15 protein-coding genes and 1 tRNA gene are annotated in these 15,595 nt (G+C 66.2%); 12 read left to right on the top strand and 4 right to left on the bottom strand.

What is annotated here, in order from left to right; translation table 11 throughout:
- The coding region (hflK, locus tag ACE3SN_RS12140) for a protease modulator HflK (protein WP_374530372.1) at nt 1-1,058 on the bottom strand (1,058 nt) is incomplete at its 3' end.
- A gap of 317 nt (nt 1,059-1,375) precedes the next feature.
- On the opposite strand from hflK, the gene ACE3SN_RS12135 reads away from it, so the two are divergent.
- From ACE3SN_RS12135 to ACE3SN_RS12120, 4 genes are read left to right on the top strand one after another with little or no spacing between them, the layout of a single operon-like run.
- Complete coding sequence (locus ACE3SN_RS12135) at nt 1,376-2,140, top strand: Mrp/NBP35 family ATP-binding protein (RefSeq protein ID WP_374530378.1); 765 nt, start codon at nt 1,376-1,378, stop codon at nt 2,138-2,140.
- Nucleotides 2,140-4,407, top strand: a complete 2,268-nt coding sequence (locus tag ACE3SN_RS12130) for a molybdopterin cofactor-binding domain-containing protein (protein ID WP_374530370.1) — start codon at nt 2,140-2,142, stop codon at nt 4,405-4,407. The genes ACE3SN_RS12135 and ACE3SN_RS12130 overlap by 1 nt, the downstream gene beginning before the upstream one ends.
- Nucleotides 4,407-5,417, top strand: a complete 1,011-nt coding sequence (gene hemH, locus ACE3SN_RS12125) for a ferrochelatase (protein ID WP_374530376.1) — start codon at nt 4,407-4,409, stop codon at nt 5,415-5,417. Before ACE3SN_RS12130 ends, hemH begins: the two co-directional genes overlap by 1 nt.
- Nucleotides 5,418-5,438: 21 nt before the next feature.
- The gene (locus ACE3SN_RS12120; RefSeq protein ID WP_374530368.1) at nt 5,439-6,569 is read left to right on the top strand and encodes an aminotransferase class V-fold PLP-dependent enzyme; all 1,131 of its coding nucleotides are present in this window, start codon (nt 5,439-5,441) and stop codon (nt 6,567-6,569) included.
- Here ACE3SN_RS12120 and ACE3SN_RS12115 read toward each other — a convergent pair.
- The gene (locus ACE3SN_RS12115; protein WP_374530366.1) at nt 6,566-6,736 is read right to left on the bottom strand and encodes a DUF1674 domain-containing protein; all 171 of its coding nucleotides are present in this window, start codon (nt 6,734-6,736) and stop codon (nt 6,566-6,568) included. The two genes, ACE3SN_RS12120 and ACE3SN_RS12115, sit on opposite strands and share 4 nt — an antisense overlap.
- A 54-nt stretch (nt 6,737-6,790) precedes the next feature.
- Between ACE3SN_RS12115 and ACE3SN_RS12110 the strand changes: the two genes are divergently transcribed.
- Entirely contained in the window at nt 6,791-8,020 is a 1,230-nt protein-coding gene (locus tag ACE3SN_RS12110; RefSeq protein ID WP_374530364.1) for an RsmB/NOP family class I SAM-dependent RNA methyltransferase, read from the top strand.
- Here ACE3SN_RS12110 and msrA read toward each other — a convergent pair.
- A complete protein-coding gene (gene msrA / locus ACE3SN_RS12105; protein ID WP_374530362.1) occupies nt 8,017-8,544 on the bottom strand; it encodes a peptide-methionine (S)-S-oxide reductase MsrA in 528 nt (175 codons plus the stop codon). The genes ACE3SN_RS12110 and msrA overlap by 4 nt on opposite strands.
- Before the next feature lie 92 nt (nt 8,545-8,636).
- On the opposite strand from msrA, the gene aguB reads away from it, so the two are divergent.
- The 7 genes from aguB (at nt 8,637) to ACE3SN_RS12070 (ending at nt 14,266) form a co-directional block, all read left to right on the top strand.
- Entirely contained in the window at nt 8,637-9,488 is an 852-nt protein-coding gene (gene aguB / locus ACE3SN_RS12100; protein WP_374530360.1) for an N-carbamoylputrescine amidase, read from the top strand.
- Between the two features lie 14 nt (nt 9,489-9,502).
- Nucleotides 9,503-9,991 carry a 2-amino-4-hydroxy-6-hydroxymethyldihydropteridine diphosphokinase gene (gene folK, locus ACE3SN_RS12095; RefSeq protein WP_374530358.1) on the top strand — a complete coding sequence of 163 codons (489 nt, stop codon included), beginning with the start codon at nt 9,503-9,505 and terminating at the stop codon, nt 9,989-9,991.
- A gap of 16 nt (nt 9,992-10,007) precedes the next feature.
- Nucleotides 10,008-10,083, top strand: a tRNA-Lys gene (locus tag ACE3SN_RS12090).
- 67 nt (nt 10,084-10,150) lie between these two features.
- A complete protein-coding gene (locus ACE3SN_RS12085) occupies nt 10,151-11,677 on the top strand; it encodes a peptide chain release factor 3 (protein ID WP_374530356.1) in 1,527 nt (508 codons plus the stop codon).
- Between the two features lie 6 nt (nt 11,678-11,683).
- Entirely contained in the window at nt 11,684-12,388 is a 705-nt protein-coding gene (locus tag ACE3SN_RS12080; RefSeq protein ID WP_374530354.1) for an endonuclease/exonuclease/phosphatase family protein, read from the top strand.
- Nucleotides 12,389-12,539: 151 nt separating this feature from the next.
- The gene (locus tag ACE3SN_RS12075; RefSeq protein WP_374530352.1) at nt 12,540-12,878 is read left to right on the top strand and encodes a P-II family nitrogen regulator; all 339 of its coding nucleotides are present in this window, start codon (nt 12,540-12,542) and stop codon (nt 12,876-12,878) included.
- 41 nt (nt 12,879-12,919) lie between these two features.
- The gene (locus ACE3SN_RS12070; RefSeq protein WP_374530350.1) at nt 12,920-14,266 is read left to right on the top strand and encodes an ammonium transporter; all 1,347 of its coding nucleotides are present in this window, start codon (nt 12,920-12,922) and stop codon (nt 14,264-14,266) included.
- Nucleotides 14,267-14,460: 194 nt separating this feature from the next.
- Here ACE3SN_RS12070 and ACE3SN_RS12065 read toward each other — a convergent pair whose 3' ends face one another.
- On the bottom strand, nt 14,461-15,444 hold the full coding sequence (locus ACE3SN_RS12065) for an NAD(P)H-dependent flavin oxidoreductase (protein WP_374530374.1): 984 nt from the start codon (nt 15,442-15,444) through the stop codon (nt 14,461-14,463).
- Nucleotides 15,445-15,595: the final 151 nt, after the last annotated feature.

The following is a 15,595-nucleotide window of genomic DNA, read 5'->3' as shown; positions in this document are numbered from 1 at the left end:
GCCGGCAAGGTTACCCCGCCAGCGCCGCCGACCACGACCTGATCGCTATTGCCGATCACGCGTTCCATCGTCTCGTAATACATCCGCTTGCGCGTGATTTGCGGCGCGGCGAGATATTGCTGATAGATCCGGTCGAAGTCCTGCGCCTCGACCCGCGCGTTGTTGATCGTGCGGGCGGACCAGTCCTCGGCCGTGCGGGTGGCCTTGGCGGCCTCGTTCTCGGCATTGGTGACCTTCTGGAAGGTCTCGGTCAGTTGGCTCGGCGGATCGGCGCGGGTGATTTCGACCGCCTCGATCGTGATGCCCGCATGCCAGGCGTTGAGCACGGCCTGGATGCGCTGCTGCGCGCGCTGCGTCACTTCCTTGCGGCGCTTGCCATCCCACACCGGGTCGAACGGCAGTTCGGCAATCGTTGCGCGCGTTTCCGCGTCCGCCAGATCGCGCAGCGCGCGCTGCGGATCGGCGAGGTTGAAGGCATAGGCGGAAAGGTCGCTGATCTTCCAGCGCACCTGGAACGCGATGTTGATGACCTGCCCGTCGCGGGTCGGCATCAGGGTCTCTTCGTCCTTGTCGGACCCATCCGTGCCGGGCAGGCTGAGCACCTGGATCGTGCCGACATCGAAGATCTGCACGGCCTCTGCCGGCCAGGGCAGGGTGAACGAGATGCCCGGCCCGACATCGCGGGTATGCCGGCCGAAGGTGGTAACCAGCCCGCGCTGATTTTCGCCCAGCACATGAACCGAGGTGAACAGCAGCCCGGCGGCGACCGTTGCGGCCAGCACCCAGGGCAGCATGCCGCTCGCGCTGATTGCCGAGGACAGGAACGAGGGACGGCGCGGCCCCGAGGGGCGCAGGATGTCGTCAATCCGGGCCGAACGGCGCAGCGGACTGTCATCGTCGGGCGTCAGCCAGGGGTTATGCGGCTTCTTGCCCGGCTGCGGCGTGCCTTCGGCCTGCGCATCGCCTGCACCGCTCGCATCTTCGGCGGATGGGGGCAGACGCAGCGCCTCGTCGGCATCGCCGCCGTTGTCGCCCCAGGGATTCTTGCCAGCCGTCAAAGCGCGTTTCCTCTCATGACCCGCACTATAGGTGCGCCTTTCCCACAAAAACAGTGTCTCGCAGCGCTTTTTCCTTGCTAGGGCCATGGCTCAATCCAAACGGAGCCCTTACCTTGTCTGCCATGTCCGATCCCGATGCCCTGAAGTCGCTCTTGCCCGAAACCGTCGCCGCCAGGCTGCAATCGCTGAGGGTGACCGATGCGGGGGTTGCCGTGCTCGTGCTCGATGCCTCGGGCCTCTCCGGCATGGAGCGCGATCGGCTGGAACTGTCGGTCAAGGACGCGCTGCGAGGCAAGGTTTCCGAAGTGCGCGTGGCGATGATGGCTGACAAGCCCAAACGCCGCCTGATCGCGGTCGGTTCGGGCAAGGGCGGGGTGGGCAAGTCCACCGTTTCGGCCAACCTCGCGGTTGCGCTCGCGCGGATGGGGCGCAAGGTCGGCCTGGTCGATGCAGACATCTATGGTCCCTCGCAGCCGCACCTGCTCGGCAATACTGGCGTAAAGCCCAAGGCGCACGACAACAAGCTGGTGCCTGTGCCAAGCCAGTGGGGCGTGCCGGTGCTGTCGATGGGCCACCTGATCGAGGCGGACAAGGCGATTGCCTGGCGCGGGCCGATGGCGGGCAATGCGCTGGGCCAGTTGATCGATGCCGAATGGGGCGATATTGACACGATCGTGGTCGATCTGCCGCCCGGTACCGGCGATGTGCAGCTCACCATGCTGCAGCGGCACAAGCCGGCGGGCGCGGTGATCGTCTCCACTCCGCAGGACCTGGCCCTGATCGACGCGCGCCGCGCGATGCAGCTGTTCGATGTGGGCGAAGTGCCGGTGATCGGCCTGGTCGAGAACATGGCCGGTTATGCCTGCCCGCACTGCGGCGAGGTGTCCGACCCGTTCGGCGCTGGTGGCACCGAGGCGGCGGCGAAGGAACTGGGCCATGCCTTCCTGGGCCGCATCCCGCTCGACATGGCGATCCGCACTGCCAGCGATGCCGGCACGCCGCCCGCCGCCGGTGAAGGGCCGCAGGCCGATGCCTTTACCGCGATTGCCCGCCGGGTGGCGGACTGGCTGGACCGCAGCTGATGGCCTTCACGCGGCGCGGGATCCTGCTGGGTGCCGGGGCAGCGAGCGGATTGCTCGTCGCCTGGGCGCTCACGCCGCGCCGGTTCGATCCGCCGCTCACCCCGCTTGAGGGCGAATTTGCTTTCGACGCCTGGCTCAAGATCGCAAAAGACGGCGTCATCACGGTAGCCGTGCCCGAGGCGGAACTGGGGCAGGGGATCACGTCGCTGATCCCGCAGATCGTCGCGCAGGAACTCGGCGCGGACTGGCGGCAGATCGCGGTTGAGCCCGCGCCGGTCAGCGGGGCCTATGCCAACACGGTTCTTGCTGCGCACTGGTCGCATCTGTGGATGCCGGTCTTTCCGGGCCTGGCGGACGCGCCCGATGCGGTTCTCGCGCGGCGCTTTGCCGAAAGCGAAGGGTTTACCGTCACCGCCGATGGCACCTCGATCGCCGCGCATGAGGGGCCGGCCCGCGCCGCCGCCGCAGCGGCCCGCGCGATGCTGGCCATGGCAGCAGCCAAGCGCTGGGGCGTCGCCTGGGAAGAGTGCGAGGCGCAGGGCGGGTTCATCATCCACGACCAGAACCGCGCCCGCTTTGCCGAACTGGTGGAGGAGGCCGCGCGCCTGACCCCGCCCGATCCGCCGGTGCTGCGCGCCGAGCCGCCGGGCGAGCACGCCAGCAGCATCATCCCCGGCTCCGCCCCGGCCTTTCCCCGGCTCGACCTCCCGGCCAAGGTCGATGGCAGTGCGGTGTTTGCTGGCGACGTGCGATTGCCCGATATGGTTCATGCCGCGATCCGCCACGCTCCGATCGCGGATACGACGCTGAGCGAGTTCGAGCGCGATGCCGCAAAGCGCGTCAAGGGCATGCTGCAATTGGTCTCGGGCAAGACCTGGCTGGCGGCGGTCGCGACCGACTGGTGGGCGGCTGAGCGCGCGTTGACGCTGATCGCGCCGCAGTTCGATACGAAGAACCGCGCCAACACCGAAGAGATCGACGCGGCGCTGCGTCATGCGCTGCGCTATGGCAAGGGACGGACGATTGCCGCGGCAGGTGATCCCGATAGCTGGCTGGCCGGGCAGTACGAGCATTTCGCCCAGTACATGATTGCCCCCGCGCTCCATGCCCCGCTGGAAACCGCCAGCGCGACTGCGCGGTTTTCCGGCGGAAAGCTGGAACTGTGGGCAGCAAGCCAATCGCCTCACGCCGCGCGCCGCGCCGCCGCCCGCGCGCTGGGGATCAGCGGGGAGGACGTGGTGCTCTACCCGCTGCCGGCCGGTGGCAGCTTCGATGCGCGGCTCGATAACTTCCACGTGATAGAGGCCGCTTTGATTGCCAAGGCCGTGGGCCGCCCGGTGCAGCTTACCTGGTCGCGTTGGCAGGAACAGCTCGCCGGCCTGCCGCGCGCGCCAGCCGCGGCGCATCTGGCCGCGCGCACCGCGCCCGACGGTTCGCTCACCGCGCTCAAGGTGCGCGTCGCCATGCCCGGCACCACCAATGAATTCGGCGCGCGGCTGTTCGGGGGGCGCAATGTCCGCGATGCGCTGGGCGCGCAGGACGAGGCCGACCCGCTGACCTTGGCAGGTGCAGTCCCGCCTTATGGGATCGAACACCTCAAGGTGCAGCACGTACCGGTGGCGACGACCCTGCCGACCGGACGCCAGCGCGGCAACGGCGCGGCATTGGGGTGCTTCCTCACCGAAACCTTCATCGATGAACTGGCCCAGCGATCGGGCCGCGAGCCCTTGTCCTACCGCATGACCATGCTGGGCAAGGAGCCGAAGCTGGCTGCCGTGCTGCAGCGCGCGGCCACCTTGGCCGAATGGGGCGGCGGCAGCGCCGGGACCGGGCAGGGGCTGGCCTGCCACCGTATGGAACTGGCCGGGCGCGAGGGGCGGATCGCGGTGGTTGCGCTGGCCCGGCGCGACGATCGCGGCATCCGGGTCGACAAGCTCACCGCCGTGGTCGACATCGGCCGGGTGGTGAATGCAGACATTGCGCGCCAGCAGATCGAAGGCGGCTTGATCTTCGGCATGGCCCTCGCCAACGGGGTGACAACAGCCTATGCCGACGGCCTGCCGATCACTGGCCGGCTCGGGATGCTGGGGTTGCCGTTGTTGTCGGACTGTCCGGAGATCGAAGTGGAATTCATTGAAAGCGACGCGGATCCCTTCGATCCGGGTGAACTGGCCGTGGCCGTGGCCGCTCCGGCGATTGCCAATGCACTGTTTTCGGCAGGCGGCACCCGGCTGCACACCTTGCCGCTGACGGCGGAGCAGGCGTGATGCTTCCCCCCAATCACCCCCCCGTTGCCGCGCCGCGCGTTGGCGTGCTGCTGGTCAACCTCGGCACGCCCGATGCGCCGACCCCGCAGGCGGTGCGGCGTTACCTCAAGCAGTTCCTGTCCGACCGCCGCGTAGTCGAAATTCCCAAGCTTGTGTGGTGGCCGATCCTCAACGGCATCATCCTCAACACGCGGCCCAAGAAAAGCGCCCATGCCTATGCCCAGGTCTGGACGAACGACGGCTCGCCGCTCGCCGCGATCACCAAGACCCAGGCCGAGGAGCTGCAAAAGCTGCTGGGCGATGGCGTGATGGTCCGCTGGGGGATGCGCTATGGCAATCCGGCGATGGGTGCAGAGATCGAAGCGATGAAGCAGGCGGGGTGCGAACGCATCTTGATCGCCCCGCTATATCCGCAGTATTCGGGCGCGACCACGGCTACGGTGATCGACGAGCTGGGCCGCGCGCTGGCCGCAATGCGCTGGCAACCGGCGCTGCGCACGCTGCCGCCCTATTACGACGATCCGCTGCACATCACCGCACTGCGCAGCGACATCGCCCGCCAGCTCGATGCACTGCCATTCCGCCCCGAAGTGCTACTGCTCAGTTTCCACGGGATGCCCGAACGCACCTTGCACCTGGGCGATCCCTATCACTGCCAGTGCCGCAAGACCGCTCGGCTGCTCTCCGAGGCGCTGTCCTCCGGTTATCCTGACCTGCGGGTCGAAGTCAGCTTCCAGTCGCGCTTCGGCCGCGCCAAGTGGCTGGAACCGGCGACCGACGCCGTGCTCGAGGCCGAAGCCAAGGGCGGCACCAAGCGCCTCGCCATCGCCGCCCCCGGTTTTTCGGCTGACTGCCTCGAAACCGCCGAGGAACTGGCGATCCGGGGCCGCGAACAATTCCTCGAAGCGGGCGGAACAGACTTCGCCGCGCTCGATTGCCTCAACACCTCCCCGGCCGGCATGGCCATGCTCGAAGCGCTGGTGCGCCGCGAGCTGGCGGGGTGGATCTGACTTTACTGGGAGACTTGAACAATGCCCGGCTTGCGCCCCGATATCGATCCTGACGGTCTGCTCGAATTCTCGGTGGTCTTCACCGACCGTTCGCTCAACCACATGAGCCAGACCTTCCAGCAGGCGATTCGCGATATCCATGCGACCCTTTGCGAAGTCTATAATGCCGACCGCGTGGCCGTGGTACCGGGCGGCGGCTCCTATGCGATGGAAAGCGTTGCGCGCCAGTTCGCGACGGCCAAGCGCGTGATGGTGATCCGCAACGGGTTCTTCTCCTATCGCTGGAGCCAGATTTTCGAAGCGGGCGCAATTCCGGCCAGCGAAACCGTGATGAAGGCCCGCCGCGTCGGCAATAGCGGCCCAACCGCGCCTTTCGCCCCCGCCCCGGTCGATGAAGTGGTTGCCGCGATCCGCGCGGAAAAGCCCGAAGTGGTCTTTGCACCCCACGTTGAGACGGCCAGCGGGATCATCCTGCCCGACGATTACATCAAGGCTGTGGCGGCTGCCGTGCACGAAGTGGGCGGCCTGTTCGTGCTCGATTGCGTCGCCTCGGGCTGCGTCTGGGTCGATATGAAGAAGTGCGGCGTCGACGTGCTGATCTCCGCCCCGCAAAAGGGCTGGTCGGCGCAGCCCTGTGCTGGCCTCGTAATGATGAACGAGGCCGCGCTGGAGGCCTGCCGCGCTGCGAAGTCGACCAGCTTTGCTGCGGACCTCGCGCGCTGGGTGGCGATCATGGAAGCCTACCTCTCGGGTGGCCACGCCTATCACGCCACCATGCCGACCGACGCGCTGATGGTGTTCCGCGATGCCATGCTGGAAACCAAGGCCGCCGGGTTCGAAGCGCTGCGCGCCGCGCAGTGGGAACAGGGCAATGCCGTGCGCGCCATGCTGGCGGCTCGGGGCGTGCAGTCGGTCGCCGCCGATGGCTTTGCCGCGCCAGGGGTGGTGGTGTCCTACACCGCCGATCCCGAAGTGCAGAACGGCAAGAAGTTTGCCGCTATCGGCTACCAGATCGCGGCGGGCGTGCCGCTGATGGTGGACGAAGGGGCCGACTACAAGAGCTTCCGCCTCGGCTTGTTCGGGCTCGACAAGCTGCTCGATGTGCCGGCCAGTCTCAAGCGGCTGGAAGCGGCGTTCGATCAGGTGCTTTAGAAGTCGACCGCGATGCCGTCTTTCACCCAGTCGCCATAGCGGGTGGGGGAAAGGCCGGCCGGGTCTTCCTGACCTTCCTTGGCCGCGCGCGGATCGGGCACCGGCTCGTTGGTCCAGTGGGCGGGCTTGGTGAAGGCTTCGGGGCGCTTGGTGGCACGCTTGGTCATGCGGGTTCTTTGCGCCCGCTGGCTCTCAAAGGCAATTGCCTCTAGGGGCAGCACATGGACATTCCCGGCCTTCCGGCGCGCAAGGGCGCGCTCAAGCTTCTCGATGCGGTGCTGCGGCGGGGCGAAACGCTCGATTCGGCGGCGCATGGCGCGCTGCAGGGCGTGAAGGGTGGCGCGGACAAAGCGCTGGCCCGCGCGCTGGCGGGCGAAGTGCTGCGCTGGCTGGGCGATCTTGATGCGCTGATCGATTCCGCTACCCGCCAGGTGCTGCCCGACGATGCCAAGCCGCGCGCGGTGCTGCGGCTGATGCTGGCGGGCTGGCTGCGGCTGGAAACCCCGCCCCACGCGGTGATCGCCACCGGCCTGCCGCTGCTGATGGGCGGCCCGCGCCGGCTGGCGCACGGGGTGTTCTCCACCCTCGTCAAGCGCAGCGTGCGCCTGCCCGCCGCCCCGACTTTGCCCGATGCCGTCAAGGCCCGCTGGGGCGAACGGGCTGAAATCATTGCGGCCGGGCTGGGCGATCTGCCGCCGCTTGACCTCGCCCTGCGCGATCCATCCGAAACCGCGCTGTGGGCCGAAAAGCTGGGCGGCACTTCACTTGCCCCCGGCCACGTTCGCTTGCCGCGCGGCACGGCGGTCGAAAACGTCGAAGGTTTCAACGAAGGCGCCTGGTGGGTGCAAGACCTTGCCGCCAGCCTACCCGCGCGGCTGCTGGGTGCGGGCGAGGGGCGGCGCGTGCTCGATCTGTGCGCTGCGCCGGGAGGCAAGACGCTGCAACTTGCCGCTGCCGGCTGGCAGGTGACCGCGCTCGACATGAGCGCCAAGCGGCTTGAGCGCCTGCGCGAAAACCTGGCGCGTACCGGGCTCACCGCAGACGTGGTCGTGGCCGATGCGCTTGCCTGGACCACCTCTGTCAAGTTCGACGCCGTGCTGCTCGATGCGCCGTGCAGCGCCACCGGCACCTGCCGCCGCCACCCGGACGTGCTGCACCGCATCGGTCCGCGCCAGATCGCCGAACTCGCAGAGCTGCAATCAGCGCTGCTGGACCACGCCGCCAGCCTGGTAAAGCCGGGCGGGCAGCTGGTCTATGCAGTCTGCTCGCTCGAGGCCGAGGAGGGCGAAGAACAGGCCGCGCGCATGACGCTTACACCCGATCCATTCCGCGCAGAGGAACTGCCCGCTGGTCTCGCGCCAACACCAGAAGGCTGGCTGCGCACCGATCCCGGGATGCTCGCCGATGCTGGCGGGCTCGACGGGTTCTTCATCGCCCGCTGGCGCGTCTAACCCTTCAGCTTCTCGGCAAAGCCCTTGCGCAGCTTGGCCAGCTTGGGCGGGATCACGGCGAGGCAATAGGGGTTACGCTGGCCTTCGCCCTGCCAGTATTCCTGATGGTAGTCCTCGGCAGGATACCAGGTCGCCGGCCCTTCGATGGTGGTGACGACCGGTTCGCTCCGTTCAGCCTGGGCGCGGGCGATCGCGGCCTCGGCCTCGGTGCGCTGTTCGTCATCCAGTGGGAACAGCGCGGTGCGGTACTGGGTGCCGATGTCGTTGCCCTGCCGGTTAAGCTGCGTCGGATCGTGCGTGGCGAAATGGACGTCAAGCAGATCGGCGAGCGAGATCACGTCGGGATCGAATTCGATGCGGATCGCCTCGGCATGGCCGGTCGTGCCGGTGCAGACCTGCTTGTAGGTGGGATGGGGCACCGTGCCGCCGATATAGCCGCTTTCCACCGCGCTGACCCCGGCCAGGCTGCGAAACACCGCCTCGGTGCACCAGAAGCAGCCGCCCGCGAAAATTGCCTGTGCCATGATCCGTCGTCTCCTTTGCGCTCCAAGATAGGGCGCGCAGAGCCAACGGCAATGGTGGACTTCGCAGCCATCGCGCAATAAGCCGCTGTCGCATGACCACGTTGACCCTTGCCGCCCTGCAATTGCCGCTCGGTTCTGCCGACGAGGCTGAAAACATCGCTGCCGTCTCCGCGCTGGTGGAGCAGGCCGCCAGGGCAGGCGCGCAGGTGATCCTGCCGCCCGAGCTGTTTTCCGGTCCTTATTTCTGCAAGGTCGAGGACGAGGCGCTGTTTGCCCTCGCGCGGCCCGTGGCCGAGCATCCTTCGGTGATCGCGATGCGCGCACTGGCCAGGGCATTGAAGGTCGCGATCCCGACCAGCTTCTTCGAGCGAGATGGGCATCACTATTACAACACGCTCGCCTGGATCGATCCGGATGGCGAAGTGCAGGGCACCTATCGCAAGAGCCACATTCCCGATGGGCCGGGTTATGAGGAAAAGTACTATTTCCGCCCCGGCAACGATGGCTTCAAGGTGTGGAACGCGTTCGGCGCCAAGGTGGGAGTGGGGATCTGCTGGGACCAGTGGTATCCCGAATGTGCCCGTGTGATGGCGTTGCTGGGGGCGGAAGTGCTGCTCTATCCGACCGCGATCGGCTCAGAGCCTTATGACGCCGAACTCGACACCAGCCGGATGTGGCGCCGCGCGATGCAGGGCCACGCCGTGTCGAACTGCATGCCGGTGATCGCCGCCAACCGGATCGGCAGTGAAGACGGACAGCAGTTCTATGGCCACAGCTTCATCAGTGATGAATGGGGCGATCTGGTGGAAGAATTCGGCGGCCACGAGACCGGGGTGCTGGTGCGCACACTCGATCTGGCCCGCGCCGCCAGGCACCGTGCCGGAATGGGTTTCTTTCGCGACCGGCGGCCCCAGCTATACACCCGGATAGCGCAGGACATCTGAGGCGGCGACGGGGCGTGGAATATGTCATCGCTCTCGGTTCGAACCGGCGGCACCACCTCTATGGCGATCCGCGCCATGTCCTGTCGGCAGCACTTACCGCGCTCGATGCGAACGGCATTCGCGTCCTCGCCGCCGCTCCGGCAATTCCCAGCGCGCCGATCGGCCCTTCACGCCGCCGCTATGCCAATGGCGCGGTGCTGGTCGAAAGCGACCTTGCCCCTGACGAACTGCTGGCGGTGCTGAAGGCCATCGAGCGCGCATTCGGCCGCAGGCGAGGGGGGCAGCGCTGGTCCTCGCGCGTGCTGGATCTCGACATCGTGTTGTGGGAAGGCGGGGCGTGGTCGTCACCTGGTCTGACCGTTCCGCACGTATCCTTTCGCGAGCGCGATTTCGTGCTCGGCCCGGTCAGCGCACTCGCTCCGTTATGGCGCGATCCGCTCACCGGACTTTCGCTGCGCCACCTCAACGCCCGCTTGACCCGGCCCCATCCGCTCCCTAGGTGAGCGCGATCCCGAAAGGGGGCCCTTAGCTCAGTCGGTAGAGCAACTGACTTTTAATCAGTAGGTCGCTGGTTCGAACCCAGCAGGGCTCACCATCCATCTTCAGACATTGCGCGCAAAGCCGAATGACTCGGCGGCAATAGATCGCTATGCGCGGCCCCCATGTCCAACCGCCGTACCTTCGCCATCATTTCCCACCCCGACGCGGGTAAGACCACGCTGACCGAAAAGCTGCTGCTGCAGGGCGGCGCGATCCACCTTGCCGGCGAGGTCAAGGCGCGCGGGGCCGCGCGGCGGGCGCGGTCGGACTGGATGAAGATCGAACAGCAGCGCGGGATTTCGGTCACCTCGTCGGTGATGACCTTCGAGAAAGACGGGATCACGTTCAACCTGCTCGACACGCCGGGCCACGAGGACTTTTCCGAAGATACCTATCGCACGCTGACGGCGGTCGATTCCGCGATCATGGTGATCGACGCGGCCAAGGGGATCGAGCCGCAGACCCGCAAGCTGTTCGAGGTCTGCCGCCTGCGTTCGGTGCCGATCATCACCTTCGTCAACAAGGTCGACCGCGAAGGCCGCTCGGTGTTCGAAACGCTCGATGAAGTGGCCGATGCGCTGGCACTCGACGTGGTGCCGATGGCTTGGCCGATCGGCATGGGCGGGGTGTTCGAAGGCGTGCTCGATTTTGCCACCAACACGATCAGCCGCCCCGAAGGCGACAGCCGCGAATTCCTGGGCAAGCGCGATGCGGCGAGCGCCGACAATATCCCGGCCGACATCGCCGAGGAAATCGAACTGGCCAAAGCGGGTTACGGCGATTTCGACGTCGAGGCCTACCGCCACGGCGACATGACCCCGGTCTATTTCGGATCGGCGCTCAAGAACTTTGGCGTGGCCGAACTGATCGACGCGATCGCGAAATATGCCCCGCCGCCGCGCCCGCAGCCGAGTGAAGCTGGCGAAATCAGCCCGGAAAACAAGGAAGTCACCGGCTTCATCTTCAAGGTCCAGGCCAACATGGACCCGCAGCACCGCGACCGGATCGCGTTCATGCGGCTGGTTTCGGGCACCTTCAAGCGCGGGATGAAGCTCACCCCGTCGGCGCTGGGCAAGCCGGTGGCGATCCATTCGCCGATCCTGTTCTTTGCGCAGGACCGCGAGATTGCCGACACGGCTGAGCCCGGCGACATCATCGGCATTCCCAACCACGGCACGCTGCGGGTGGGCGATACCCTGTCCGAATTCAACAAGGTGCGCTTCACCGGCCTGCCCAACTTCGCCCCCGAAATCCTGCGCCGCGTCGCGCTGAAGGATCCGACCAAGACCAAGCAGCTCAGGAAGGCGCTCGACGACCTCTCCGAAGAAGGCGTGATCCAGGTGTTCTACCCCGAGATCGGCAGCCAATGGATCGTCGGCGTGGTCGGCCAGCTCCAGCTCGACGTGCTGATTTCGCGGCTTGAGGCGGAATACAAGGTCGAGGCCGGGCTGGAGGCGTCGCCCTTCGATACCGCGCGCTGGGTCAAGGGCAGCGACGCCGCGCTCAAGGGCTTTGCCGACTTCAACCTCTCGAACCTCGCCAAGGACCGCGACGGCGACATGGTGTTCCTCGCCCGTTCGGCCTGGGACGTGTCTTACCAGCAGGAAAAGAACCCCGAGCTGACCTTTTCGGCAACCAAGGAGCGTTGATCTGCGGTGGAGCTGACCTTCGCCAGCTATAACATCCACAAGGCTGTCGGGCTTGACCGGCGGCGCGATCCCGACCGGATCTTGGCGATTTTGCACGAGATCGATGCCGATGTCATCGCGTTGCAGGAAGCAGATCGGCGGTTTGGTCGGCGCGAGAGCGTGCTTCCGCTCGATCGGATCGAGGATCTTGGCCACTACAAGGCGATCCAGCTGGGGCATCGGCCCCATTCGATCGGCTGGCACGGCAATGCGTTGCTGGTGCGGCGCCACTTCGACGTTGTTCATGCGGGGGTGGTGGCGCTGCCCACCATCGAACCGCGCGGCGCGGTGCGGGCTGATCTGCTGGCGCAGGGGCGTCGGCTGCGCGTGGTGGGGATGCACCTGGACCTTTCGGGCTTGCGCCGTCGCCACCAGTTGCGCACGATCCTGACCCATCTTGGCCGGACGGATCACCATTGCCCGACCGTCCTAATGGGCGATTTCAACGAATGGTCGCTGCACGGCGGGTCATTGCGAGAATTTCATGCGCCCTGGCGCGTTTTGATGCCGGGTGCGAGCTTCCCCTCGCGCCGCCCGATCGCGGCCCTGGACCGGGTGGTGGTTTCAGCCGAATGGGAACTGCTTGAGGCAGGTGTCCACCATTCCCCCCTGTCCGCGCGCGGCTCGGACCACTTGCCGGTCTTTGCCCGACTGAAGCTGCCTAAATTTTAGGCAATTGAGCAAGAATCGAGCGTGCACCCGCTCCGGCCGCGCAACTTCGATTCCCTGCGGAGCCTGATTTTCATAGAAAATTAGAAACTGGCACACCCCTTGCAGTTGCTGGTTCACCGGCACGAGGCCGGCAGGCAATCAGGGGATAGGCATGAAATTCATCATCGCCATCATCAAGCCATTCAAGCTCGACGAGGTGCGTGATGCTCTCGGCGCTCTAGGCGTCGCGGGGATGACCGTGTCCGAGGTCAAGGGCTTTGGACGGCAAAAAGGGCAGACCGAAATCTATCGCGGGGCGGAATATTCCACGAATATGCTCCCCAAGGTGAAGCTGGAAATCGCGTGCAGCGATGAACTTGCGCCGCAGGTGGTGGAAACCATCCAGCAGGCCGCCAGCACCGAAGCGATCGGCGACGGCAAGATCTTTGTCCTCGACCTCGCATCCGCAACCCGCATCCGCACCGGCGAAACCGGGGACACCGCGCTGTGAGCGTGCCCATGCCGGCAACCGGCAACTGGAGGGAACACAACATGATCCGCAAGCTTATCGGCGGCGCTGGCGCGGTGGGGCTTTCGCTCTTCACCGCCACGGCCGCTTTTGCGCAAGAGGCCGCCGCGGCCGCCGCGCCAACTGTCGACAAGGGTGACACGGCCTGGATGATGACGTCCACGCTGCTCGTTCTCATGATGATCCTGCCTGGCCTTGCGCTGTTCTATGGCGGTCTTGCCCGCACCAAGAACATGCTGTCGGTGATGACCCAGGTCGGCGCGGTTGCGTGCCTCGCCATGGTCATCTGGGTGGCCTACGGTTATTCGATGTCGTTCGGTAACGACTTCTCGAGCGACTTCCTCAAGCAGTTCATCTCGAACTTCGACAAGTCCTTCCTCAAGGGCGTGACGGCGGAATCGACCGCGGCGACTTTCACTCAAGGCGTCGCGATCCCCGAATATGTGTTCGTCTGCTTCCAGATGACCTTTGCCGCGATCACCGTCGCGCTGGTGCTGGGTTCGGTTGTCGAACGCATGAAGTTCTCGGCCGTGATGATCTTCGGCGCGATCTGGCTGACGATCGTCTACTTCCCGATCGCGCACATGGTCTGGGCCAGCAGCGGCGTGTTCTTCGCCATGGGCGCTCTGGACTTCGCCGGCGGTACCGTGGTGCACATCAACGCGGGCGTTTCCGCGCTGGTCGCCGCGCTGATGCTCGGCAAGCGCATCGGCTATGGCAAGGAAATCATGGCTCCGCACTCGCTGACCATGACCGGCATCGGCACGGGCCTGCTGTGGGTGGGCTGGTTCGGGTTCAACGCCGGTTCGGCGCTTGAAGCCAACGGTTCGGCCGCGCTGGCCATGATGAACACCTTCGTCGCCACCGCCGCTGCCGCGCTGGCCTGGATGGTCGCCGAAAAGCTCTCGGGCCACAAGGCTTCGGCTCTCGGCTTCTGCTCGGGCATTGTCGCCGGCCTCGTCGCCGTCACCCCGGCTGCCGGCAACTCGGGCCCGCTCGGCGCGATCGTCCTGGGCGCTGTTGCTGCCGTGATCTGCTACTTCGCGGTCACCAAGCTCAAGCCAAAGCTCGGCTATGACGATGCGCTCGACGCCTTCGGCGTGCACGGCATCGGCGGCATGATCGGCGCCATCGGCACCGGCATCGTCTACTCGTCGGCCCTGGGCGGTCCGAGCGGCGAAGGTTGGGAAATGGCTCACCAGCTCAAGACCCAGATCTTCGCGGTCGGCACCACGATCGTGTGGGCTGCAGTCGGCACCGCGATTGCCATCACCATCGCCAAGGCCCTGACCGGCCTGCGGGTTGCCGAAGAAGTCGAACGCGAAGGCCTCGACCTCGGCGAGCACGGCGAACGCGCCTACAACTACTAAGTTCAATGAGCTTGGCGGGGCTGGGGTTCTCCTCCTCTCCTCCCCCTCGGTCCCGCCTACCGACGTTCCTCCTGCGAACGTAAACTAAACGGGCCAGAGCCAGCCGCTCTGGCCCCTTTTTTTGTTCGTGCTGTGCGTGGACCGCATTCGGCAAAGCCGAATGCTCGCGCGGCATCCGCCCTAGGCGCACTCAATCAGGAAAGCGCGGCTTCGCTCTCGGCCATCAGTTCGGCAACGATCTCGGCGGCGGGCTGTTCCTTGGTCACCATGCCAACCGACTGCCCGGCCATGACCGAGCCATTCTCGACATCGCCATCGATCACCGCGCGGCGCAGGGCGCCCGCCCAGAAGTGTTCGATCTCAAGCTGGGCCTCGCCCATCTCGATCTTGCCCGCGTCGAGCAGGGCGGCAACTTCGCGCTGTTTGGCGGTGAACTCCTCGGTGCCCTTGTTCTTGAGCGCGCGCACCGGGATCACCGGCAGGCGCGGGTCGACCTGGACCGAGGCGACCGCATCGCGGGCATTGGCGCGGAAGAAGGCCTGCTTGAAGTTGGGATGCGCGATCGATTCCGTCGCGCAGGCAAAGCGGGTGCCAAGCTGGACGCCCGAAGCCCCCATTTCGAGGTAGGAGGCGATCATTTCGCCCCGCCCGATCCCGCCGGCCACGAACACCACATGGTCCTCGGCGAGCGCAGGGAGGAATTCCTGCGCCAGCACCGAGGTGGCGACCGGGCCGATATGCCCGCCTGCCTCGCTGCCCTCGATCACCAGCGCGTCGGCGCCGGAGCGCAGCAGCTTTTTGGCGAGCGCCAGCGTGGGGGCGAAGACCAGCACCTTGGCGCCGAAGTCCTTGATCGCCTCGACACTGCCCTTGGGCGGGATGCCGCCCGCCAGCACGACATGGCCGACCTTGTGCTTGGCACAGACCGCGATCAGATCGAACAGCTGCGGGTGCATGGTGATCAGGTTCACGCCGAAGGGCTTGGCGGTCAGCGCCTTGGTCCCGGCGATTTCGGCATCGAGCAATTCAGGCGTCATCGCCCCGCAGGCGATCACGCCAAAGGCCCCGGCATTGCTGATCGCGGCCACCAGATTGCGCTCGGAAACCCAGCTCATCGCCCCGCACAGGATCGCGTAGTCGGTGCCCAGGAAGTCGCGGCCGCGCTGCATCAGCGCCATGGTCTTATCGTACAAGTGCTTCGATCCCCGCAAAAACGTAACGTCGCGCGGGCTATAGGCAAGCAATGCGCGCGATGCCAGCCCCTCGCGCATCCCCGCCACGCTGCGACAATTTATGGCTTGTCCAGCCGTGCGAGCCGGGTCATGGATG

Origin of the sequence: Novosphingobium sp., assembly GCF_041915465.1 — a bacterium.
Taxonomy (GTDB): Bacteria; Pseudomonadota; Alphaproteobacteria; order Sphingomonadales; family Sphingomonadaceae; genus Novosphingobium.
This window is presented reverse-complemented; position numbering and strand designations above follow the sequence as displayed.

Coding starts and splice junctions, on each gene's coding strand:
- ACE3SN_RS12120 (WP_374530368.1), top strand. CDS start 5,439: ATGCCCGGCTTGCGCCCCGATATCGATCCTGACGGTCTGCTCGAATTC.
- ACE3SN_RS12065 (WP_374530374.1), bottom strand. CDS start 15,444: ATGGCGCTGATGCAGCGCGGCCGCGACTTCCTGGGCACCGACTACGCG.
- ACE3SN_RS12075 (WP_374530352.1), top strand. CDS start 12,540: ATGAAATTCATCATCGCCATCATCAAGCCATTCAAGCTCGACGAGGTG.
- hemH (WP_374530376.1), top strand. CDS start 4,407: ATGCTTCCCCCCAATCACCCCCCCGTTGCCGCGCCGCGCGTTGGCGTG.
- ACE3SN_RS12110 (WP_374530364.1), top strand. CDS start 6,791: ATGGACATTCCCGGCCTTCCGGCGCGCAAGGGCGCGCTCAAGCTTCTC.
- ACE3SN_RS12070 (WP_374530350.1), top strand. CDS start 12,920: ATGATCCGCAAGCTTATCGGCGGCGCTGGCGCGGTGGGGCTTTCGCTC.
- ACE3SN_RS12085 (WP_374530356.1), top strand. CDS start 10,151: ATGTCCAACCGCCGTACCTTCGCCATCATTTCCCACCCCGACGCGGGT.
- ACE3SN_RS12135 (WP_374530378.1), top strand. CDS start 1,376: ATGATGGCTGACAAGCCCAAACGCCGCCTGATCGCGGTCGGTTCGGGC.
- aguB (WP_374530360.1), top strand. CDS start 8,637: ATGACCACGTTGACCCTTGCCGCCCTGCAATTGCCGCTCGGTTCTGCC.
- ACE3SN_RS12115 (WP_374530366.1), bottom strand. CDS start 6,736: ATGACCAAGCGTGCCACCAAGCGCCCCGAAGCCTTCACCAAGCCCGCC.
- msrA (WP_374530362.1), bottom strand. CDS start 8,544: ATGGCACAGGCAATTTTCGCGGGCGGCTGCTTCTGGTGCACCGAGGCG.
- ACE3SN_RS12130 (WP_374530370.1), top strand. CDS start 2,140: ATGGCCTTCACGCGGCGCGGGATCCTGCTGGGTGCCGGGGCAGCGAGC.